General features: G+C 59.6%; 13 protein-coding genes. 2 read left to right on the forward strand and 11 right to left on the reverse strand.

What is annotated here, in order from left to right; translation table 11 throughout:
* Nucleotides 1-8: 8 nt before the first annotated feature.
* The 3 genes from ACZ5RI_RS01115 to uvrB all read right to left on the reverse strand — a co-directional run bounded on the left by ACZ5RI_RS01115 (nucleotide 9) and on the right by uvrB (nucleotide 3,591).
* Nucleotides 9-734 (reverse strand): SDR family NAD(P)-dependent oxidoreductase, encoded by a 726-nt coding sequence (locus ACZ5RI_RS01115; RefSeq protein ID WP_464514276.1) that lies wholly within the window; start codon nucleotides 732-734, stop codon nucleotides 9-11.
* Nucleotides 735-878: 144 nt separating this feature from the next.
* A complete protein-coding gene (locus ACZ5RI_RS01120; RefSeq protein WP_464514277.1) occupies nucleotides 879-1,142 on the reverse strand; it encodes a helix-hairpin-helix domain-containing protein in 264 nt (87 codons plus the stop codon).
* 181 nt (nucleotides 1,143-1,323) lie between these two features.
* A complete protein-coding gene (gene uvrB, locus ACZ5RI_RS01125) occupies nucleotides 1,324-3,591 on the reverse strand; it encodes an excinuclease ABC subunit UvrB (protein ID WP_464514278.1) in 2,268 nt (755 codons plus the stop codon).
* Nucleotides 3,592-3,732: 141 nt separating this feature from the next.
* Between uvrB and ACZ5RI_RS01130 the strand changes: the two genes are divergently transcribed.
* Complete coding sequence (locus tag ACZ5RI_RS01130) at nucleotides 3,733-5,313, forward strand: peptide chain release factor 3 (protein WP_464514279.1); 1,581 nt, start codon at nucleotides 3,733-3,735, stop codon at nucleotides 5,311-5,313.
* Nucleotides 5,314-5,351: 38 nt separating this feature from the next.
* On the opposite strand, the gene ACZ5RI_RS01135 is transcribed toward ACZ5RI_RS01130, so the two are convergent.
* The 6 genes from ACZ5RI_RS01135 to ACZ5RI_RS01160 all read right to left on the reverse strand — a co-directional run bounded on the left by ACZ5RI_RS01135 (nucleotide 5,352) and on the right by ACZ5RI_RS01160 (nucleotide 13,243).
* Nucleotides 5,352-6,032, reverse strand: a complete 681-nt coding sequence (locus tag ACZ5RI_RS01135; protein WP_464514280.1) for a hypothetical protein — start codon at nucleotides 6,030-6,032, stop codon at nucleotides 5,352-5,354.
* Between the two features lie 102 nt (nucleotides 6,033-6,134).
* Nucleotides 6,135-7,295, reverse strand: a complete 1,161-nt coding sequence (locus ACZ5RI_RS01140) for a type III PLP-dependent enzyme domain-containing protein (RefSeq protein ID WP_464514281.1) — start codon at nucleotides 7,293-7,295, stop codon at nucleotides 6,135-6,137.
* Between the two features lie 170 nt (nucleotides 7,296-7,465).
* Complete coding sequence (locus ACZ5RI_RS01145; protein ID WP_464514282.1) at nucleotides 7,466-8,098, reverse strand: hypothetical protein; 633 nt, start codon at nucleotides 8,096-8,098, stop codon at nucleotides 7,466-7,468.
* Between the two features lie 212 nt (nucleotides 8,099-8,310).
* A complete protein-coding gene (locus ACZ5RI_RS01150) occupies nucleotides 8,311-10,410 on the reverse strand; it encodes a transglycosylase domain-containing protein (protein ID WP_464514283.1) in 2,100 nt (699 codons plus the stop codon).
* Between the two features lie 234 nt (nucleotides 10,411-10,644).
* On the reverse strand, nucleotides 10,645-12,039 hold the full coding sequence (locus ACZ5RI_RS01155; protein ID WP_464514284.1) for an FAD-binding oxidoreductase: 1,395 nt from the start codon (nucleotides 12,037-12,039) through the stop codon (nucleotides 10,645-10,647).
* 82 nt (nucleotides 12,040-12,121) lie between these two features.
* Nucleotides 12,122-13,243, reverse strand: a complete 1,122-nt coding sequence (locus ACZ5RI_RS01160; RefSeq protein ID WP_464514285.1) for a DegT/DnrJ/EryC1/StrS family aminotransferase — start codon at nucleotides 13,241-13,243, stop codon at nucleotides 12,122-12,124.
* 290 nt (nucleotides 13,244-13,533) lie between these two features.
* Here ACZ5RI_RS01160 and ACZ5RI_RS01165 point away from each other — a divergent pair, with 290 nt between their 5' ends.
* Nucleotides 13,534-14,016, forward strand: coding sequence for a YbaK/EbsC family protein (locus tag ACZ5RI_RS01165; protein ID WP_464514286.1), 483 nt, complete (start codon nucleotides 13,534-13,536; stop codon nucleotides 14,014-14,016).
* Nucleotides 14,017-14,096: 80 nt separating this feature from the next.
* On the opposite strand, the gene ACZ5RI_RS01170 is transcribed toward ACZ5RI_RS01165, so the two are convergent.
* Together ACZ5RI_RS01170 and gltB are read right to left on the reverse strand one after the other, a co-directional pair.
* Complete coding sequence (locus ACZ5RI_RS01170; RefSeq protein WP_464514287.1) at nucleotides 14,097-15,548, reverse strand: glutamate synthase subunit beta; 1,452 nt, start codon at nucleotides 15,546-15,548, stop codon at nucleotides 14,097-14,099.
* Nucleotides 15,549-15,553: 5 nt separating this feature from the next.
* Complete coding sequence (gene gltB / locus ACZ5RI_RS01175; protein ID WP_464514288.1) at nucleotides 15,554-20,179, reverse strand: glutamate synthase large subunit; 4,626 nt, start codon at nucleotides 20,177-20,179, stop codon at nucleotides 15,554-15,556.
* Nucleotides 20,180-20,485 lie beyond the last annotated feature (306 nt).

A 20,485-nucleotide genomic window follows, 5' to 3' on the forward strand; every position in this document is an offset into this window, starting at 1 on the left:
TCCACTAATCAGCAGACCAACGTCAAACCGCCATCAACGGTGATGGTCTGCCCGGTGATGAAGCCATTTTCCATCAGAAAGACATAGGCCGCCGCAACCTCGGCAATCTGCGCCGTGCGCTTGAGCGGGATCGTATCGGCAAAGTATTTCTGGGTTTGGGCCACCTGATCGGCGGGCATGCCACGCCACAGCGGAGTCGGGGTCCAGGTCGGGGCCACGGCATTGGCCCGCCCTTTAGGGGCCAGTTCGACCGCCAGCCCACGCACCATGGTTTCGAGCGCAATATTGCCAACATACGCGCCCGATGCATCATGCGGATGCCCGCCGGAGCCTGCGGTAAAAACCATACTGCCACCAGCGCGCAGGTGCGGGGCGGCCAGCCGGGCAATCACCATATTGGCGAACAACTTCTCCTCGACCGCCTTGCGGATGACATCCTCCGGGGCCTGCAGGAAACCGCCGCCCATAAAACCGCCCGCCATCGAGACCAGATGGTCATAGTCGCCAACCGTGGCAAAAAAGGCCTCCAGACCGGCCCGGTCCGCCGCATCAACGACATGGCCGCTAACCTCGGCCCCTTTGGCTTTGAGCTCGGCCACGGCCGCGCCCAATTTGGCTTCGTCCCGCCCGGTGATGATGAGTCTGGCCCCCTTTTGCCGGACCATGTCGGCAATGCAGGCACCAAAGCCGGAGGTTCCGCCGATGATAAGGATGGTTTGATTTGCGAGCGTCATGATGTGCCTTTACGATTGCAGTGCTCACCCAATCTAGGGACGCACGCGCGCAGAAGCATATGACTGCATTTGTCGGGTAATACACAAATAAGTGATATCCGAAATACCGGTTACACCTGACCTGACACGATCATCAGAACAGGATCAGGGCAGCTTTCGTACCTTACTCCACTGCCACCACTTAGTTGCCTCGCCGGTGCGGGCCTGATGAATGGCGGCGCTAAAAACATCGTGGACACAGGGGTCCTGACGCGCACCGGTCAGCGTGCACAGCCGGATGTATAATTCGTCCGCCTCAGCCGCTGCCAGTTCCGCCACACTGTTGATGCCCAAACGCCGAAAATCCTCCCGCGCTGCCGGGCCGACATTCGCCAGTGCCATCAGTTCGTCTTTGGTCTTTTTTGCCATGGCATCCGCCCAGGACAGTTTCTTGCTACCCAAAACACCTTTGGCCGGATCACCCATCCGACAGATTTACGCAAAAAAATCTTATGCTTCGACAAGCTCAGCATGAGGGTAGGGCACGGATTAGTATTCTAAAACCCTCATCCCGAGCCCGTCGAGGGATGAGACCATATCCGATCACACCCTATTTCGCCCGGCTGCCAAACATTTTAGGGACATTGGGACGCGACAATCGCCGCCCGCGCTTGCCTTTGGCCTTACCCTCGCCGGAAACCGCTTCATCAGAGGCACTTTCCACCGCGCTCTGTCGGGCAAAGGGATCGTCCGCCACCGCCAGATCGACCGCCGTCAGGCGCTTGATTTCGTCGCGGATACGGGCAGCTTCCTCAAACTCCATATCGCCGGCGGCCTTTTTCATGCGCCGCTCCAGCTCCTCGAGATGAGCCTTTAAGTTACCGCCAACATACGCGCGCCCGGCGTCAGCCAGCCCGGTATCGACCAGCACATGGTCACGTTCATAGACCGAGCCCATCACATCGGTAATGTTCTTCTTGATCGAGGCCGGTGTGATGCCATGCTCTTTGTTATAGGCCTGTTGCTTGGTGCGGCGCCGATCGGTTTCGCTGATGGCGCGCTGCATCGAGCCGGTGATTTTATCCGCATACAGAATAACGCGGCCATCAACATTACGCGCCGCCCGCCCGATGGTCTGAATCAGGCTGGTTTCACTGCGTAAAAACCCTTCCTTATCGGCATCCAGAATGGCGACCAACGCACATTCGGGAATATCCAGCCCTTCACGCAGCAGGTTGATGCCGATCAGCACATCAAACGCCCCCAGCCGCAGATCGCGGATAATTTCAATCCGCTCCAGCGTGTCGATATCCGAATGCATGTAGCGCACCCGAATATCCTGTTCGTGCATATATTCGGTGAGCTTTTCCGACATCTTCTTGGTCAGCGTGGTGACCAGCACGCGGTAGCCTTTTTTCGCCACCTTGCGACATTCGGCAATCAGATCGTCGACCTGGGTTTCCACGGGACGAATTTCTACCGGCGGATCAATCAGCCCGGTGGGGCGAATGACCTGCTCAACGAAGGTGCCACCAGTGCGTTCCAGTTCCCACTTGCCGGGGGTGGCCGAAACGAACACACTTTGCGGCCGCATCGCGTCCCATTCGTCAAACTTTAAGGGACGGTTATCGAGGCAGCTGGGCAGGCGGAAACCGTAATTGGCCAGGGTCGATTTACGACTAAAGTCGCCCTTAAACATGGCGCCGATCTGCGGTACCGAAACATGGCTTTCATCGACAAAGACCAACGCCTCGTCCGGCAGATATTCAAACAAGGTCGGCGGCGGCTCGCCCGGTTTGCGGCCCGTCAGCCAGCGTGAATAATTTTCGATGCCGGCACAGGAGCCCGTCGCCTCGATCATCTCAAGGTCGAAGCTGGTGCGTTGCTCCAGCCGCTGGGCCTCGAGCAGCTTGCCCTCTTTGCGGAACTGATCGAGGCGCACACGCAGCTCCGCCTGAATACCTTTGGCCGCCTGCGCCAGTGTCGGACGCGGCGTGACATAGTGCGAATTGGCGTAGACCTTGATGGCATCAAGAACACCCGCCGAATGCCCGGTCAGGGGATCGAATTCGGAAATCCGGTCAACCTCGTCACCAAACAACTCGACCCGCCAGGCGCGGTCTTCATAGTGAGCCGGAAAAATATCGATGGTGTCGCCACGCACCCGGAACGCGCCCCGAACAAAGTTATCGTCGTTGCGGCGATATTGCAGCGCCGACAGCTCGCGCACCAGCGCATCGCGATCGATCCGCCCGCCCTTAGTAATCGACAGCGCCGTACCCGAATAGGTCTCCACCGAGCCGATACCATAGATACAGGACACCGACGAGACGATGATGACATCATCGCGTTCCAGAATCGCCCGCGTCGCCGAATGGCGCATACGGTCGATCTCCTCGTTGATCGCAGAGTCCTTTTCGATGAACGTATCCGTACGCGGAATATAAGCCTCGGGCTGATAATAGTCGTAATAGGAGACGAAATATTCCACCGCGTTTTCAGGAAAGAACGACTTCATCTCGGAATAGAGTTGCGCCGCCAGTGTCTTGTTATGGGCGAGGATCAGCGCCGGGCGCTGCAGGGTTTCGATCACCTTGGCCATGGTGAAGGTTTTGCCCGAGCCGGTGACGCCCAAAAGGACCTGATCGCGTTCGCCATTTCGTGCGGCCTCGGTCAGTTCCGCTATCGCGGTGGGCTGATCGCCCGCCGGCTCATATTCGCTGTGCAGGATGAAGCGTTTGCCGCCCTCGGATTTGGCGCCACGCTCGGGCCGGTGCGGAACAAAACCAGCCGCCTCGGCCCCGGTCATCAGACCAAAGCCGGAACCGTTTACAACCTCCACGCCACCGCGTGGCACCGTACCGTTATTGTGTGACATCAGATCAGCTTAGCCGATGTTCCGGGTATGTTCTAGACCATTTCAGTGATTTGCCCATACAGACCGTTAAAGAGACAATCCTTAGGACAATCCGTCAGCATCAGATGACAAAGCAGCCTATTTTGTGTATCCCCCCGGGCCATGAGCGAACCTACCCCTGCCACAGAAGCCGCCCGTCGGCGCACCTTTGCCATCATTTCCCACCCGGACGCCGGTAAAACGACGCTGACCGAGCATTTGCTGCTGCTGGGCGGCGCCATTCACGAGGCCGGTAAGGTCAAGGCCCGTGGCGAGGCCCGACGCGCCCGCTCGGACTGGATGAAGATCGAGCAGGAACGCGGCATTTCCGTCACCTCGGCGGTGATGACGTTTGAATATGAGGGTGCGGTATTCAACCTGTTGGACACCCCCGGCCATGAAGACTTTTCCGAAGATACCTACCGCACCCTGACCGCCGCAGACTCTGCCGTCATGGTGATCGACGCGGCCAAGGGCATCGAGGCCCAGACCCGCAAGCTGTTCGAGGTTTGCCGCCTGCGCGACATTCCGATCGTCACCTTCATCAACAAGATGGACCGTGAGGCGCGCGAGAACTTCGAGCTCCTGGACGAAATCGGCGACCAGCTGCAGCTGGATCTGTGCCCGATGGTGTGGCCGGTGGGCTATGGCCTCAATTTCCGGGGTGTGCTCGACTTCGCTCACGAGGAATTTGTTCCCTTTGCTGCCCATGGCGCCCATCCGGATATTTACCCACAGGACCAGATGGCAGCGCATCTGCGCCCGGAAGAGCTGGAAAAGTTCAACGAAGAAGTCGAGCTGGCCCGTGGCGTACTGCCCCGCTTCGATCTGGAAGCCTATCGCGCAGGCCATCTGACGCCGGTGTTCTTCGGCTCGGCCTTAAAGAATTTCGGCGTGCGTCAGCTTTTGTCGGCGCTGGCCCGTTTTGCCCCGCCGCCGCGCACCCAGGCCGCCAAGGAACGCACCATCGAACCGGCGGAAAAAGAAGTCACCGGCTTTGTGTTCAAGGTTCAGGCCAATATGGACCCCAACCACCGCGACCGCGTTGCCTTCCTGCGTCTGTCGTCGGGCAAGTTCACCCGCGGCATGAAGCTGACCCAGTCCGGCACCAACAAGACCATGGCGGTGCATAACCCGATCCTGTTCTTCGCCAAGGAACGCGAGACGGTGGACGAAGCCTGGCCGGGCGACATCATCGGCATTCCCAACCATGGCGTTTTACGCGTCGGTGACACCCTGTCGGAATCTGGCAAGGTGGTGTTCACGGGTATTCCCAACTTCGCCCCGGAAATCCTGCGCCGTGTCCACTTAGGTGACCCGATGAAGCAGAAACATCTGGCCCGCGCCCTAACCTCGCTGGCCGAGGAGGGTGTCACCCAGGTGTTCAAGCCGCAAATCGGTTCGCAATGGATTGTCGGTGTGGTCGGCTCGCTGCAACTCGACGTGCTCAAATCCCGCCTCAAAAGCGAATATGGCCTGGAAGCTGGGCTTGAACCGTCACCCTTTGATGCGGCGCGCTGGATTTCCGGCACCGACGAGGCTGTGGACAAATTCCTCGCCGCGAACAAGGGTGGCATGGCCACAGACCGTGACGGCGCCCACGTTTTCCTGGCCAAGAGCGCCTGGGAAATCAATTACGTCGCGGAAAAGTTCCCCGGCATTACCTTTGCCAAAACCCGCGAACGCGCCGACGTACAAAGCTAGAGGCCCCGGCCCAAAACCGGGCACTTAAAAAAAAGCCTCTATGCCGCGCGGATACGCTCGCCCGCGCCGGGCGGGCTTTGGCGGTTTTGTAACTGCCAGCAGGCGGTCAGGTTATCGGCGGCCCGCTGCGAAACCCGGTCATAAGCGCCCAGTCTGATCAGACCACCGGGCTGGCCCTGAAATGCCAGCACCGCCAGCGCCGAATAAAACGCCCGCCCCAGCCGGGTGCCTTTGCACAGCACCGCCAGCGACAGACCACTTTCGTCACCCAATATGCCGACGGCGGTGGACAGCGGCACGTGCATGGCCCCAACCAGCCGGTGGGCCAGACCGTCATGATTGGCGTCGCGCACCGTACCCAGCAGCATCAGCGGATCATAGGCAGCAAGCGGGCGCACCCGTCCGCCCTCATCCTCGTTACGCCGAAGCAAAACCTGCCGCAGGCCGTCCGGGGCGCAATGGAAGATTTCGTTGGCCAGCCCCAGCGGCAGATCATCCAGCGTTGCCAGCCGGGCCGCCAGCCTTTTGCGCAGGATGCCATCGGCCTCCTGCAGGGTCATATCGAGAAGAGCAAGCACCGGAGGACGCATGGCCAGCGGGCATTCAGCCGGCCAGTCGACCAGAAAGTCGACCAGATCCACCGCCAGGGCCGCGCGCTGCGCCGGGCCCTGGTCGGCCAAAGTCAGAAAGCGTTTTAAACGATCCCGTGCCGCCAGCATGCGTCTGCTCCGTATACGACGCAAGCTTAAGGCGTGATTGGTTGTCGTTCCATTAACCAGAACACACACGTCATCGTATGTTCTGGGTCGGATTTGAGGACATTAGTCCCCGACAATCACCCAGTCGTCGGCGAAGAAGCCGTTAAAGGGGGTGCGGACCGCGATGGTGTAAGCGCCCATCGAGCTGAAGACGATATAGTCACCGACAGCAATATTGGCCGGCAGCATCAACGGACGGGGCAGCACGTCCAGCGTATCGCAGGTCGGGCCATAGACCCGGAAGGCCTTTTCCTCACCATGCATCTTCTCGACCGCGGTGCCTTCGTCAACGGTGTAAACCTGGAAGGGGTATTCGGCGTCGAAGCCCGGCAGGGTCAGCTCGTCAAAGCTGCCATAGATACCGTCATTGAGATAGATCTTATCGCCGCGGCGCATGATGACACGGGTAACCAGCGTGACCCCTTCGGCGCACAGGGCCCGGCCCGGCTCGCACATCACCGGCAGATTTTCGTCTTCCAAGGTAGAGAGCGCTTCGCGGATGGTATCAAAATACCACAGATACGAAGGCAGCTCGTAATTGGCATAAGGCGCCGGGAAACCGCCGCCGATGTCGAGCGCACCTATCTTGACGCCCGAAATCTCAATCGCGCGACGGGCTTTCTCGATTGCCTGCGCATAGGAGAAAGACGACAGGCACTGGGAACCAACATGGAAGGTCAGACAGGGCATTTCGCCTAAGTCCGCCACCCGCTTGAGCAGGCGGGCACCATCATCCGGCGTGGTGCCGAATTTGCTCGACAGTTCCAGAAGCGCCCCACCCGCCGCCGCCGACAGGCGCACGAAAATCCGCAGGTCTTTCGGATTGCCGGTCTCGGCGATCAGCTTGTCGAGTTCATCGTCACAATCGACGACGAAGTCCCGCACGCCAAACTGATCATAGGCAATCTTGCCATGACCGGGGAAGCGCAGCGGCGACATGTAATGGCAAATCGCATCCGGAAACAGGCCGCTGATCAGCTTGATCTCGCCCAGCGAGGCGGTGTCAAAATGACGAATGCCAGCGGCATAGATCATCTCAAGCACCTTGGGCTCGGGATCGCACTTGACCGCATAGAGCGGCGTGCCGTGAAAGCCATCGAGAAAGCGTTTAGCCGCAGCCTCGAATTTAGCGGGCAGAAGGCAATAAACCGGCTCGACCGGTTGCATTTGGCCGATCACCTCTTCAACCGAGGCAAACCGCTTCAGATTCAAACGCTGAGGCACTTCCATGACTTCACAAGTCTCCAAAGACGCGCGCCTTTTGAGGCAGGGGGGGGCCAGGGTCAAGAAAAAACATTTTAAAAGTCGACCGACAAAACAAATGGGCCCCACACATTCGCGTGCGGAGCCCATACTTGCGGCACAATAGCCGAAATAGCTATTGCCAATTCTGGTTAATGATCGGTTGGCGACCCCATCTGCGGACCATGTCTAAAGCCCGGCTCACCACCCTGATCCGGACCACCATGAGGCCCGTCATGGGGCCCCTGAGGACCGCCCATTGGCCCACGCGGGCCATGGTGGGGTTCCAGCGCCAGTTTCTGGTCATCGCTCAGACTGGCTGCGAGGGCTTCCAGTGCCGGAAGCTCGGCCTTGATCTCGGCCAGCTTGTCCTGCAGCCCCTGCATTTCATGCTTCAAACCTTCAACCGGCGACGGAACCGGCGGCTTGGCATCTTTGCCCGCATCCGGCGGCGGCAGGTCAGGCCCCTTCATCGACAGACAGGTCTCGCTATGAGCCTTGGCAGCACTGAGCTTGACCGTCTTCCACTTTTCAAACAGGGCTTTCTGTTTCGCGGTCAGTTGCAGGCGCACTTCCAGCTCGGCCAGCGCCCCAACCTCGTGGGCATAGAAGCCGCTGCACATCTGTGCGTGATGCTTCTGCATATCCTCTTTGCTGAAAGCCTTGCCCGGGAACGGGCCAGGGCCACCATTGGGCCCCACGGGCGGAGGGGTCGTGTCAGCCAGCGCCGCAGGCGCGATCAGTGCGGCAACAAAAAGGGCTGCAATTAAAGTTTTCTGAGCCATCGGCATCCTCATGCTTCACCTTCGCGGCCAGTCTAACAAACCCACCCTGCGAAACCCTGCCCAAGCCAGCTCAGAATTGTCTCGAATTGTCATGTGCGTGACCTCCGCGACGGGCTGCGGCGGCAAAATTACACCGCATCCGCGTGGCCCAAAACAAACGGGCGCCCGATCAGGGCGCCCGTTATGGCTATACATGTCTCAGCACGACAAGCTTAGTTGCCGTCACTGTCCTTGCTGTCAGTGCCTGCGGCGCTTTTCTTGCTGCCGAACAACCAGTTCATCAGACCGCCCTTCTTATCAGACGGTGCAGCGGCACCCTGGCTGCCGGGCGCCTGCGTAGCGCCGGACGGAGAGGTGGTGGTCAGCGGCGTGGCAGATTCGTCATCGCCCTCGGTGCCGGTGGCCATCATATCTTCGTCAACCTGGGCATAGGGTGCCGAACGGTTGAGCGCTTTGGCCGGCAGGCCCTTTTCCGCCGCCCGCATGGTATTGCGCCAGATTTCCGCCGGCAGCGTGCCGCCGGTCACATTCTTCATCGGCGAGGAATCGTCATTGCCGACCCAGACGCCCGCCGCATAATCCGCGGTGAAGCCCATGAACCAGGCATCGTGATAATCCTGCGTGGTGCCGGTTTTACCAGCGGCTTCGTGATCCCACAGGCCAGCATTACCACCGGTGCCCGAGGTGATCACGTTATACATCATCGCGGTCAGATCGCGGTCAACCGAGGTGGCGATCACCCTGTCATCGGGCGGAGGCTGGCGGCGATAGAGCACAACGCCACCAGACGTTTTCACCTCGGTGACGAAGTAGGGATAGGCCTTGAGCCCGCCCGAAGCGATCGCGGCATAGGCCCGCGTCATTTCCATCAGCGTCACTTCGCTGGTGCCGAGCGCCAGCGACGGGTGGTGACGCAGCGGCGATTCGATGCCCAGCCGCTTGGCGGCATCAACCACTTTGCCGACACCGACTTCCTGCGCCACTTCGACCGCAATGGTGTTGACCGAATGGGCCAGCGCATCGGACAGGGTCAGCGTGCCGTAATTATGGCCACCGAAATTGGTCGGCGACCAGCCATCAATGGTGACCGGCTGATCTTCACGCACATCGCTGGGCGTCATGCCGGATTCCAGCGCGGCCAGATAAACGAAGGGCTTGAAACTCGACCCCGGCTGACGGTGGGCCTGTGCGGCACGGTTGAAGGTGCTTTCGGTGTAATTGATACCCCCGATCAGCGCCGCCACAGCGCCATCGGGCTTCATCACCACCACAGCGGCCTGACTGGCCTTGGCCTTTTTGCCCTTGCTGATGATGACATCGCGTGCCGCATGGACTGCGGCATCCTGAATGCGCGGCTCCATCGCGGTGTGCACGATCAGATCGCCCGAGGCGGTCTTGCCCGCATCTTCGACGCGCTTGAGCGCCTCTTCTGCGGCCATGTCGAAATAGAAGTTGCGCGCATCGGCCACCGCCGGATCGATCACCTTGGCCGGATGGGCCTTGGCGTCTTCGGCCTGAGCGTCGGTGATGACACCCTGATCGACCATGACGTCGAGCACCATGGCGGCGCGGTCCTGTGCCCGCTTGAGGTCGCGGCGCGGCGAAAACACCGACGGCGCCGTGGTCAGCGTGGCCAGCATGGCCGCTTCCGGCAGGGTCAGCTTGCGGGCCGACTTGCCGAAATAGACATGCGATGCGCCATCAACGCCATAGGCCCCGGAACCGAGGTAAAGCCGGTTCATATAGAGTTCGAGGATCTGCTTCTTGCTCAGCGCATTTTCCAGCGCCAGCGCGCCCAGCATGTCGGACAGCTTGCGCGACATGGTGCGTTCGGAATTGGTGAAGACGATCTTGGCGGTCTGCTGTGAAATGGTCGAGCCACCCGCCACGAAACGCCGGGCGCGCAGATCGATCAGGAACGCACGCAGCATGCCGATCGAGTCGATACCGTTATGGCGATAGAAGCGCCGGTCTTCCATGGCGATGAACGCCGCGGGCAGATAGTCCGGCATATCTTCCAGTTTCAGCCGGTCGCCAACCTTGGCGCCCCGGCGGCCGGCCACGGCACCGCTGGAATCGAGAAAGGTAAAAGCCACCGGACGGTTGATGGCATAGAGGTCCTGTGACGTGTCGATGGTCGGGGCAAATGGCAGCAGTATGTAGGGCAGCATAAACAGCAGCAGCAGCGGCAGAACGACAATAATGCCGAAGGCGCCACCACCGATCCAGGCCTGACGCGGATGGGTGTGTGCCCACGCCTTGGCCAAGGCAAACCAAGCTTTTACGGTTTCGATCACGTTACGATGTTCCATTGATCCGCTGAAAACTGATGCCTCATCTGTGCGCGCCGCGAACCGGACAGGCATTGAGAGGGGGGATCAGCGAGCGGGTTACTGTACCGGAGCCGTTCGGCTCCACCGCATGAATGTTGCCCGGGTAAGTGGACGAATTTTGCGGCGGTTTCAAGACGTAGCCGCTTAAAGCTTCGTTAACGATCGTGACAAACCATTTTCGTTGCGGCCATAACACCACGAAACCGTGAAGCACTAAACCGCGGGCAGCAATTTACCGGGATTAAGGATCCCATTGGGATCAAATGCTTTTTTCAGCACCGCCATCATCGCAAGCTCGGTTGGCGCGCGCAAGGTCGCCAGCGCCTGACGCTTCATTACACCGATACCGTGTTCGGCGCTGATCGTCCCGTCATGGCGGCACACCACCTTGTATACTTCGTCGGCCACCGCATCCCAGGCCGACAAAAGGCTCTCGTCCCCCTTCGGCAGCATGAAATTGAAGTGCAGATTGCCATCGCCGAGATGGCCGAACACCACCGGGATCAGGCTGGGGTAGGCCGCCAGCACGGCGGGCACCGCCTCGGCGATAAAGGCCCCTTGCGCACTGACCGGTACGGCGATGTCATGCTTGAAAGACGGCCCCTCGCGCTTTTCAGCTTCCGACATGCTTTCCCGTAAATGCCACAGATCGGCCCGCTGCGCTTCGGAGCCCGCAATCACCGCATCCAGCGCCAGCTCGGCTTCCAGCGCGCTGCCAAGGGCGGCTTCAAACGGCTCCTGCAGCTGGGCCATGCCCGACACTTCGCACAGAATGTACCACGGGGCCGGATCGGCGAAAGGATCACGCGCCCCCATATGGCGCACCACCAGATCGATGCCGTAACGCGGCACGAGCTCGAACGCATTGACCATGCCGCCGGTGGCGGACTGCAGCCGGTGCAGGATCTCGATGGCCTGATCGACACCCGGCACCGCGAGGAAGGCGGTAAAGCGCGCCGCCGGTTTGGGCGACAGCTTCAGCGTGGCCGCGGTTATAATGCCCAGCGTACCTTCCGCCCCGACAAAGAGCTGTTTCAGATCGTAGCCGGTATTGTCCTTGCGCAAGGACCGCAGCAGGTCGAGCACCCGGCCATCGGCCAGCACCACTTCCAGCCCGAGCAACTGATCGCGCGCCATGCCATAGCGCAGCACATTCACCCCACCGGCATTGGTGGAAAGATTGCCCCCAATGGTGCAGCTGCCTTCCGCCGCCAGACTAAGGGGTAGCATCAGTCCGGCACGGTCGGCAGCGGCCTGCGCCTCGGCCAGAATAACGCCCGCCTCAGCGGTCAGGCTGGCCCCGGCCGGATCTACTGCCCGGAGGCCCCGCATCCGCGTCATGTCGAGGATAACCTCGCCGTCAAAGGGCATCTGCCCACCGACCAGACCGGTATTGCCGCCCTGTGGCACCACCGCGATGCGGTGCTCGTTGCAGAATGTCAAAATGGCCGCAACCTCGGCCGTCGCTGCCGGGCGCAGCATGACCGTGGCGCGGCCATGATATTTGCCACGCCATTCTTCGAGATGGGGGGCAATGGCCGCCGGATCGGTAACAAAACCGGCCGGACCTAAAAGATTTTTCAGGTAAGCGTGCTGTTCTGGCGTCATGGCATACGTAATAGCAAACCCGGGGGCGGCCGCAAACGCCTCCCCCGGGTTAAACCGCAACGTACCAAAACGTAATGGCTTTTTAAGCGCCGACCGAGGCCAGCACCGCGCCGATGATTTTGTCCTGATCTGCCTTAGTAAGATAAGGCGAGAAGGGCAGGCTGACGACATGCGGCCCCATGGCTTCAGCATGGGGCACCGGGGCCGACGGATACTGGGCATAGCCCTTCTGCGCCGACATCGGGATTGGATAGTAAATCGCAGTCGGAATCCCCTGCGCCTTCAGATCTTCCTGCAGCTTGGGCCGGTCGGGCACCTGAAGGGTGTATTGCGCCCAGGTCGACACCGCGCCATCGATAATGCGCGGCACCTTGATGGCATTCGACGTGCTGAAGGCGTCATTATAGCGTTTGGCCACAGCCTGACGTTCGTTGATTTCGTCGGCAAAGATCTTGATCTTTTCCAGCAAAATCGCGGCCTGAATGGTATCGAGACGGGAATTCATCCCGATACGGACGTTTTCATAGCGATCCGAGCCGGCGCCATGATTACGCACGGATTTGAGGAGCGCGGCGGTTTCGTCGTCATTGGTAAAGCAGGCCCCGCCATCGCCATAGCAGCCCAGCGGTTTGGCCGGGAAGAAGCTGGTGGCGGCAGCATCACCGATGTTGCCGGTAACTTTGCCCTTATAGGTGCCGCCAAAGCCCTGCGCGGTATCGCACAGAAGCTTCATGCCTTCGCGGCGCACAATCGGCTCGATCGCGTCGTAATCGGCAGGCTGGCCGAACAGATCGACCGGGATCACCGCCTTCAGCTTCAGCTTGCCTTCGGCCTTAACCTTGGCAATGGCCGCTTCAAGGCTGGCCGGGTCCATATTATAGGTGTCGGGCAGAATATCGACAAACACCGGCGACGCACCGACCAGCGCGACCACTTCGCCGGTGGCGCAGAAGGTGAATGTCGGCACAAAGACCGCGTCGCCCGGGCCAATGCCCCAGGCCATCAGCACCAGCTGCAGCGCATCGGTACCGTTGGCGCAGGCAATGGCGTGCTTCACGCCGCAGAATTCCGCCAGCTTCTTTTCAAATTCGGCCACCTGCGGCCCCATGATCCAAGCCCCACCTTCCACCGCGGCCGTAATCGCCGCTTTGAGGGGTTCGCCAAGACGGTGGCGTTGCGCTTGCAGATCGATAAAGGGAATCATTGAACATCTCCCGGATGCTGGCCGCCAAGGGGAAAGGCGGTCTTAACCTTGGGTATAACGATTGATGGGTTCTTAAGCCCGCCCACCGGGCTGTGACGACTAAACAAATGTTGCAAATTGCTGCGGGGACCTCAACACAACCCACACGATTACAGCAGAACAACCAAACCGATATTTTGCTGTTACACCCGCATGGCGGCAAAACTTCACATTTTACGACGCAGGTGTGCATTGGGCAGAGACTGGCGTTAAAATCACCGGCGCAGTCTGAAACGTGGAAGCCCAGCATTATGGCCAAAGCCAAAGGAACCCCGGCCAGCATGGCCCTTACCAAGGCAGGGGTGCCGTTTACGATTGAAAGCTATGATTTCGTCCATGGCGAAAGCCACATCGCCCTGCAAGCGGCCGAAGCGGTGGCCGAACCACCGGCGCGGGTGCTGAAAACGCTGATGCTGCTGGTTGATGGCAAACCGGCCTGCGCCGTGATCGCCTCGGACAAGGAACTGGCGATGAAAAAGGTCGCCGCGGCGTTCGGCGGCAAGGCGGCCGAAATGATGAAGCCTGCCGATGCCGAGCGCATCACCGGCTATCATGTCGGTGGCATCAGCCCGTTCGGCCAGCGTAAGAAGGTGCGCACCGTGCTGTCGGCGGCGGCGCTTACCGAACCCTATGTGCTGATCAATGGTGGCGGGCGCGGCCTGATGGCCAAGCTGAAGCCCGAAGATGCGGTCATGGCGCTGGACGCCATCAGCGCCGAAATTACCGCCGGGTAACCCGCGCCATAAAAAAAGTCCTCACCCTTCATATGAAGGGTGAGGAAAGGCGCACACGTAAGCTATCAACACATCCGAAATTACCGCGGCAGCAGACTCGTCCCCATCAAAAACTCGTCTACTGCGCGGGCGGCTTGACGCCCCTCGCGGATGGCCCACACCACCAGCGACTGGCCCCGGCGCATGTCGCCGCACGAAAACAACTTTGGCACCGAAGTTTTATAGTCCGTAAGGCCCGCTTTGACATTGCCGCGCCCATCCAGCTCGACCCCGGCCTGCTCGACCAAACCGGCCTGACGCGGGCCGGTAAAGCCCATCGCGAGCAGCACCAGATCGCATTTCAGGGTAAATTCGCTGCCCTTCACCGGCACCGGCGAGAAGCGACCCTTTTCATCTTTCTTCCACGCAACCTCGACACACTCGAGCGCTACGATCTTGCCATCCTTGCCGACGGCTTTGGTGGCAGTCACCGCCCAACGGGTATCGCAACCTTCTTCCTGCGAGGTTGAGACCCGCAGTTTTTTGGGCCAATCCGGCCAGGTGACGCCCTTGTCTTCCTTGACCGGCGGCAGGGGCATGATCTCGAGCTGGGTCACCGAAGCGGCACCCTGACGGTTCGAAGTGCCGACGCAATCCGAACCGGTATCGCCGCCACCAATCACCACGACATGCTTGCCCTTGGCGCTGATGGTGCCAAGCGGGGCGGCCTTGGCTTCGTCATCACCGGCATTGCGCTTGTTCTGCTGCATCAGAAAATCGACCGCGTAATGAATGCCCGACAGCTCGCGCCCCGGCACGCATAAATCGCGCGCGGCTTCCGCACCACCGGCCAGCACCACAGCATGGAAGTTTTCCAAAAGTGCCGACACCGGCAAGGCTAACCCCACCTCAACACCGGTACGGAACTCGACCCCCTCGGCCTGCATCTGGTGGACGCGGCGGTCAATGCGTTGTTTTTCCAGCTTGTAGTCAGGAATGCCATAACGCAGCAGACCACCAACCCGGTCGTTCTTTTCAAACACCGTTACCGAATGGCCGGCACGGGCCAGTTGCTGGGCACAGGCCAACCCTGCCGGCCCCGAACCAACCACAGCCGCGCGTTTACCACTCTTCTGCGCCGGAGCTTGCGGCTTGATCCAGCCTTCTTCCCATCCCTTATCAACGATCGAGCATTCAATCGTTTTGATGGTGACCGGGGTATCGGGAATGTTCAGGGTACAGGCCGCCTCGCACGGGGCAGGGCAGACCCGGCCGGTAAATTCCGGGAAATTGTTGGTCGAATGCAGCGTGGTGAGCGCCGACTGCCAGTCCCCCTGATAGACCAGATTATTCCAGTCCGGGATGATGTTGTTGACCGGGCAGCCATTATGACAGAACGGAACACCACAATCCATGCACCGCGAAGCCTGGGTCGAGACATCGGCCCCGGCCAGCGGCAGCGCGAATTCGCGAAAATGCTTCACGCGTGACGCGGGCGCTTCATAGCCGTGATCTTTACGCGCAAATTCCAGAAAACCAGTAGGTTTGCCCATGTTCGTTATTCCGCAGCTTTAATGGTGGCGCGTTCGGCCTTGAGATCGGTCAGCGCGCGGCGATATTCGCGCGGGATTACCTTGACAAATTTGGTGAGCGCCGTCTGCCAGTCATCAAGCAGGGCTTTGGCCCGCTTGCTCTCAGTATACAGATAGTGCCGCTCGACCAGAATGCGTAAGCGTTCGGCATCAAAGCTTAAGACATCGCCCATGCCGTTATCGTTGACGCTGAGAGATTTCTGCTGGGGCCGATCCGCCTCATCACCACTGGCCTGAGCCGAAATTGCTTCCAGATCGACCATCGACGGATTGCACAGTGTGCTGAACGTCTTATCCGGGTCATAGACATAGGCGATACCGCCCGACATACCCGCCGCGAAGTTACGACCGGTTTTGCCCAGCACCACGACAACGCCGCCGGTCATATATTCACAGCCATGGTCGCCGGTGCCTTCCACCACAGCCACCGCGCCGGAATTACGCACCGCGAAACGCTCGCCCGCCACGCCTTCAAAATACGCCTCGCCGGCGATGGCACCATACAGCACAGTATTGCCGACGATGATGTTATCGCGCGGATTGCGGGGGCAATCTTCCGGCTGACGCACCACAATGCGCCCACCCGACAGACCTTTGCCGACATAGTCGTTACCATCGCCGCACAACGTCACGCTGACGCCGCACGACAGGAACGCACCGAAGCTTTGGCCCGCCGTGCCGTTGAAGCGGATCGAGATGGTGTCTTCCGCCAGACCGGCATGGCCATAACGACGCGCCACTTCGCCCGACAGCATAGCCCCGACGGTCCGATCCACATTGGTGATCTTGTGAACCAGGCTGACGGTCTTGCCGGTTTTCAGCGCCGGTGCGCAGGCCTTGATCAACGCGACATCAAGCGATTGGTCGATGTCATGCTGTTGCGATTCACAATGGCTGATCGCCAGACCCGGCTTCGGGCTGATGTGATAGAGGATCTTCGACAGATCAATCCCCTGCGTCTTCCAGTGGCGCACGGCATCGGTCATTTCCAGCAGATCGGAGCGGCCAACCATTTCCGAAATCGTGCGCAGGCCAAGCTGCGCCATGATCTTGCGCAAATCTTCGGCGACAAAGAAGAAATAATTGATGACATGCTCGGGCAGACCGGCAAAGCGCTTGCGCAGTTCGGGTTTCTGCGTCGCCACGCCCGCCGGGCAGGTATTAAGATGGCATTTGCGCATCATAATACAGCCCATGGCGATCAGCGGGGCAGTGGCAAAGCCGAATTCGTCGGCCCCGATCAGCGCGGCAATCGCCACATCGCGACCGGTGCGTAAACCACCATCAGCCTGCACCGCAACACGGCCGCGCAAACCGTTCAGCACCAGTGTCTGCTGGGTTTCGGCCAGACCGATTTCCCACGGGCTACCGGCATGCATGGTCGAGGTCAGCGGCGAAGCGCCAGTGCCACCATCATAACCGGAAATGGTGATGTGATCGGCCCGGCACTTGGCGACACCAGCCGCCACCGTACCGACACCCATTTCTGAAACCAGCTTGACCGAAATCCGCGCCACCGGATTGACGCTTTTCAGATCACGCACCAGCTGGGCCAGATCTTCAATCGAATAAATATCGTGATGCGGCGGCGGTGAAATCAGCCCGACGCCCGGCGTAGCATGACGTACGCTGGCGATGGCCTTATCCACCTTCGGACCCGGCAACTGGCCGCCTTCACCCGGCTTGGCACCCTGCGCCATCTTGATCTGGATATCATCGGCATTGACGAGATATTCGGTAGTGACGCCGAAACGGCCAGAGGCCACCTGTTTGATCGACGAGCGCAGCGAATCGCCATTGGGTAGCGGCACAAAACGGTCGGCTTCTTCGCCGCCCTCGCCGGTATTTGACTTGGCACCAATGCGATTCATGGCAATGGCAAGGGTCGAATGGGCCTCACGCGAGATGGCGCCAAAGCTCATCGCGCCGGTGGCAAAGCGCTTGACGATTTCGGATGCCGGTTCAACTTCGTCCAGCGCAAGCGGCGTCTCGGCGAACTTGAACTTCATCAGACCGCGTAAAGCCAGCAGCCGTTTCGAATGATTGTCGATGGCATCGGCAAAAGCCTGATAATCGGCATAACTGTTACCACGGACGGCATGCTGCAACTTGGAAACCGATTCCGGCGTCCAGGCATGTTCCTCGCCCCGGATGCGGAACGCCAGATTGCCGCCAACATCCAGCATGTCACGATAGATCGGATCATCGCCGAAGGCATCACGGTGACGTTCGACACATTCTTCGGCGATGTCCTGCAGGCCGACACCTTCCACCTTGGTCGCGGTGCCGGTGAAATAGCGCTCGACAAAAGCGCTCGACAAGCCGACGGCATCGAAAATCTGCGCCCCGCAATAGGACTGATAGGTCGAGATGCCCATTTTGGACATCACCTTCAGAATCCCCTTGCCAACCGCCTTGATGAAATGGGCCTGCGCTTCGGCCGCCGACAGCTTCAGATTGTTACGGACGCGAATATCCTCGATGGTCTCGAATGCCATATACGGATTGATCGCTTCAGCGCCATAACCGGCCAGCACGCAGAAATGGTGCACTTCGCGGGCTTCACCGGTTTCGACCACCAGACCGGCCTGCATACGCAAGCCCTGACGGATCAGATGGTGATGCACCGCCGCGGTCACCAGCACCGCCGGCACCGCAATGCGGTCTTTTGAAACCGCCCGATCCGACAGGATCAGAATGTTGTTATCGGCCAGCACGGCATCCGTGGCGTCCGAACAAATCCGGCGCAACGCCCCCTCAAGCCCCTTGGCACCGTCCGCTGCGGGCCAAGTGCAATCAATCGTGGCGGTACGGAATGCACCGTCGGCCAGCTCTTCAATCGCACGGATTTTGGCAAGGTCCGTATCGCTCAAAATCGGCTGGGCCACTTCGAGGCGCTTGTGCGTTCCGGCCTGATGGCCGAGCAGATTGGGCCGCGGCCCGATCATCGACACCAGACTCATCACCAGCTGTTCGCGGATCGGATCAATCGGCGGATTGGTGACCTGTGCAAAATTCTGCTTGAAATAGGTGTAAAGCAGTTTGGGCTTTTTCGACAGCACCGACAGCGGCGTATCGCAGCCCATCGAGCCGACCGGATCTTCGCCTTTGACCGCCATCGGTTCGAGGAAGAATTTGACGTCTTCCTGATTATAGCCAAAGGCCTGCTGACGATCGAGCAAATCACCGGCTGCGGTTTTCTCGACCACCGCCGCAACTTCGGGCAGCTCTTCCAGCTTGACCTGGGTGGCTTTGAGCCATTCCTCATAGGGCCGGGCACTGGCGAGTTGATGCTTGATCTCCTCGTCATCAATGATACGGCCCTGCTCCAGATCGATCAGCAGCATCTTGCCCGGCTGCAGGCGCCATTTGCGCACGATCTTCTCGTCCGGGATCGGCAGCACGCCCGATTCCGACGACAGGATCACCCGATCATCATCGGTGATGATGAAGCGGGCGGGGCGCAGACCATTACGGTCAAGCGTGGCGCCGATCTGGCGACCATCGGTAAAGGCAATCGCCGCCGGGCCGTCCCACGGCTCGAGCAGCGCGGCATGATATTCATAGAAAGCGCGCCGTTCATGATCCATCAGATCATTGCCCGACCAGGCTTCCGGAATCAGCATCATCACGGCATGGGCCAGCGGATAGCCACCGGCCAACAGCAGCTCCAGCGCATTGTCGAGGCTGGCGGTATCGGACTGACCATGCGGGATCAGCGGCCACATCTTGTCGAGGTCCGCGCCCAGCAGATCGGATTCCAGCGTGCGGCGGCGGGCGTTCATCCAGTTGACGTTACCGCGCACGGTGTTGATTTCACCGTTATGGGCAATGAAACGATAAGGATGGGCCAGCTTCCACGACGGGAAGGTGTTGGTCGAAAACCGCTGATGCACCAGCGCCAGCGCCGACGTGGTGAGCGGATTCTGCAAATCGAGATAGAAGGCGCCGACATCGGGGGCGAGCAGCATGCCCTTATACACCACGGTGCGGGTGGCAAAGCTCGGCATATAGAATTCGGTAATGCCCGGCAGCTTGTGCTTTTTCGCCAGCTCGGCCAGCGGGTTCTGGGTCTGTTTGCGCACCGCCAGTAATTTACGGCTGAAGGCGGCTTCATCGCGGATATTGGGGCCCCAGCCGACAATGGCCTGACGGATCAGCGGCATGCTTTCCTTGACGGTGGCCCCCAGCATGGAATCGTCCACCGGCACGTCACGCCAGCCAAGCAGCACCTGGCCCTCGACCTTCAGGAAGCGCTCGAACTGCGCCACCACGATCTCGCGCGCCTTTTCTTCCTGCGGCAGGAAGCACATCGCCACGGCATAGTGACCCGGCTCGGGCAGGGTGACACCGGCATTGGCGGCCCAGTCGCGGATCAGCGCATCCGGCGTCTGAATCATAATGCCAGCGCCATCACCGACCAGCGGATCCGCCCCAACCGCACCGCGATGGTTAAGATTGATCAGAACCTGAAGCCCATCGGCAATAATCTGATGCGACTTGACGCCTTTGATGTTGGCCACAAAGCCAACCCCGCACGCATCATGTTCGTTTTGCGGATCGTAAAGACCTTGTTTTGGCGGCAGTCCCATAGTCATTTTTTCCGTGATGGCAGGTCGCTGGTTGAGACGTGAAAGCGGTGGCAATACTTACGTGTTCTGAGGCCACCTGACAATTCTACTTATGACGCAAAAATGCCGCGTTTTATAATAATATTTCAGACATTTTGATCGCCAAGATGAGAACCACATGCATCGCACTTTGGACCGCAACTTTATTTGTGCATAAAAATTCCACTTTCGGCACACAAAACGAAATACGATACCTTTCTGTAATTAAATTACAATTTTTTCTGAAATTGTCTCTGGGGTATTTTTAAGCATACTGCTGCCTCTTAC

It is taken from the genome of Micropepsis pineolensis (assembly GCF_055392125.1).

Coding starts and splice junctions, on each gene's coding strand:
- ACZ5RI_RS01115 (WP_464514276.1), bottom strand. CDS start 734: ATGACGCTCGCAAATCAAACCATCCTTATCATCGGCGGAACCTCCGGC.
- ACZ5RI_RS01120 (WP_464514277.1), bottom strand. CDS start 1,142: ATGGCAAAAAAGACCAAAGACGAACTGATGGCACTGGCGAATGTCGGC.
- uvrB (WP_464514278.1), bottom strand. CDS start 3,591: ATGTCACACAATAACGGTACGGTGCCACGCGGTGGCGTGGAGGTTGTA.
- ACZ5RI_RS01130 (WP_464514279.1), top strand. CDS start 3,733: ATGAGCGAACCTACCCCTGCCACAGAAGCCGCCCGTCGGCGCACCTTT.
- ACZ5RI_RS01135 (WP_464514280.1), bottom strand. CDS start 6,032: ATGCTGGCGGCACGGGATCGTTTAAAACGCTTTCTGACTTTGGCCGAC.
- ACZ5RI_RS01145 (WP_464514282.1), bottom strand. CDS start 8,098: ATGGCTCAGAAAACTTTAATTGCAGCCCTTTTTGTTGCCGCACTGATC.
- ACZ5RI_RS01150 (WP_464514283.1), bottom strand. CDS start 10,410: ATGGAACATCGTAACGTGATCGAAACCGTAAAAGCTTGGTTTGCCTTG.
- ACZ5RI_RS01155 (WP_464514284.1), bottom strand. CDS start 12,039: ATGACGCCAGAACAGCACGCTTACCTGAAAAATCTTTTAGGTCCGGCC.
- ACZ5RI_RS01160 (WP_464514285.1), bottom strand. CDS start 13,243: ATGATTCCCTTTATCGATCTGCAAGCGCAACGCCACCGTCTTGGCGAA.
- ACZ5RI_RS01165 (WP_464514286.1), top strand. CDS start 13,534: ATGGCCAAAGCCAAAGGAACCCCGGCCAGCATGGCCCTTACCAAGGCA.
- ACZ5RI_RS01170 (WP_464514287.1), bottom strand. CDS start 15,548: ATGGGCAAACCTACTGGTTTTCTGGAATTTGCGCGTAAAGATCACGGC.
- gltB (WP_464514288.1), bottom strand. CDS start 20,179: ATGGGACTGCCGCCAAAACAAGGTCTTTACGATCCGCAAAACGAACAT.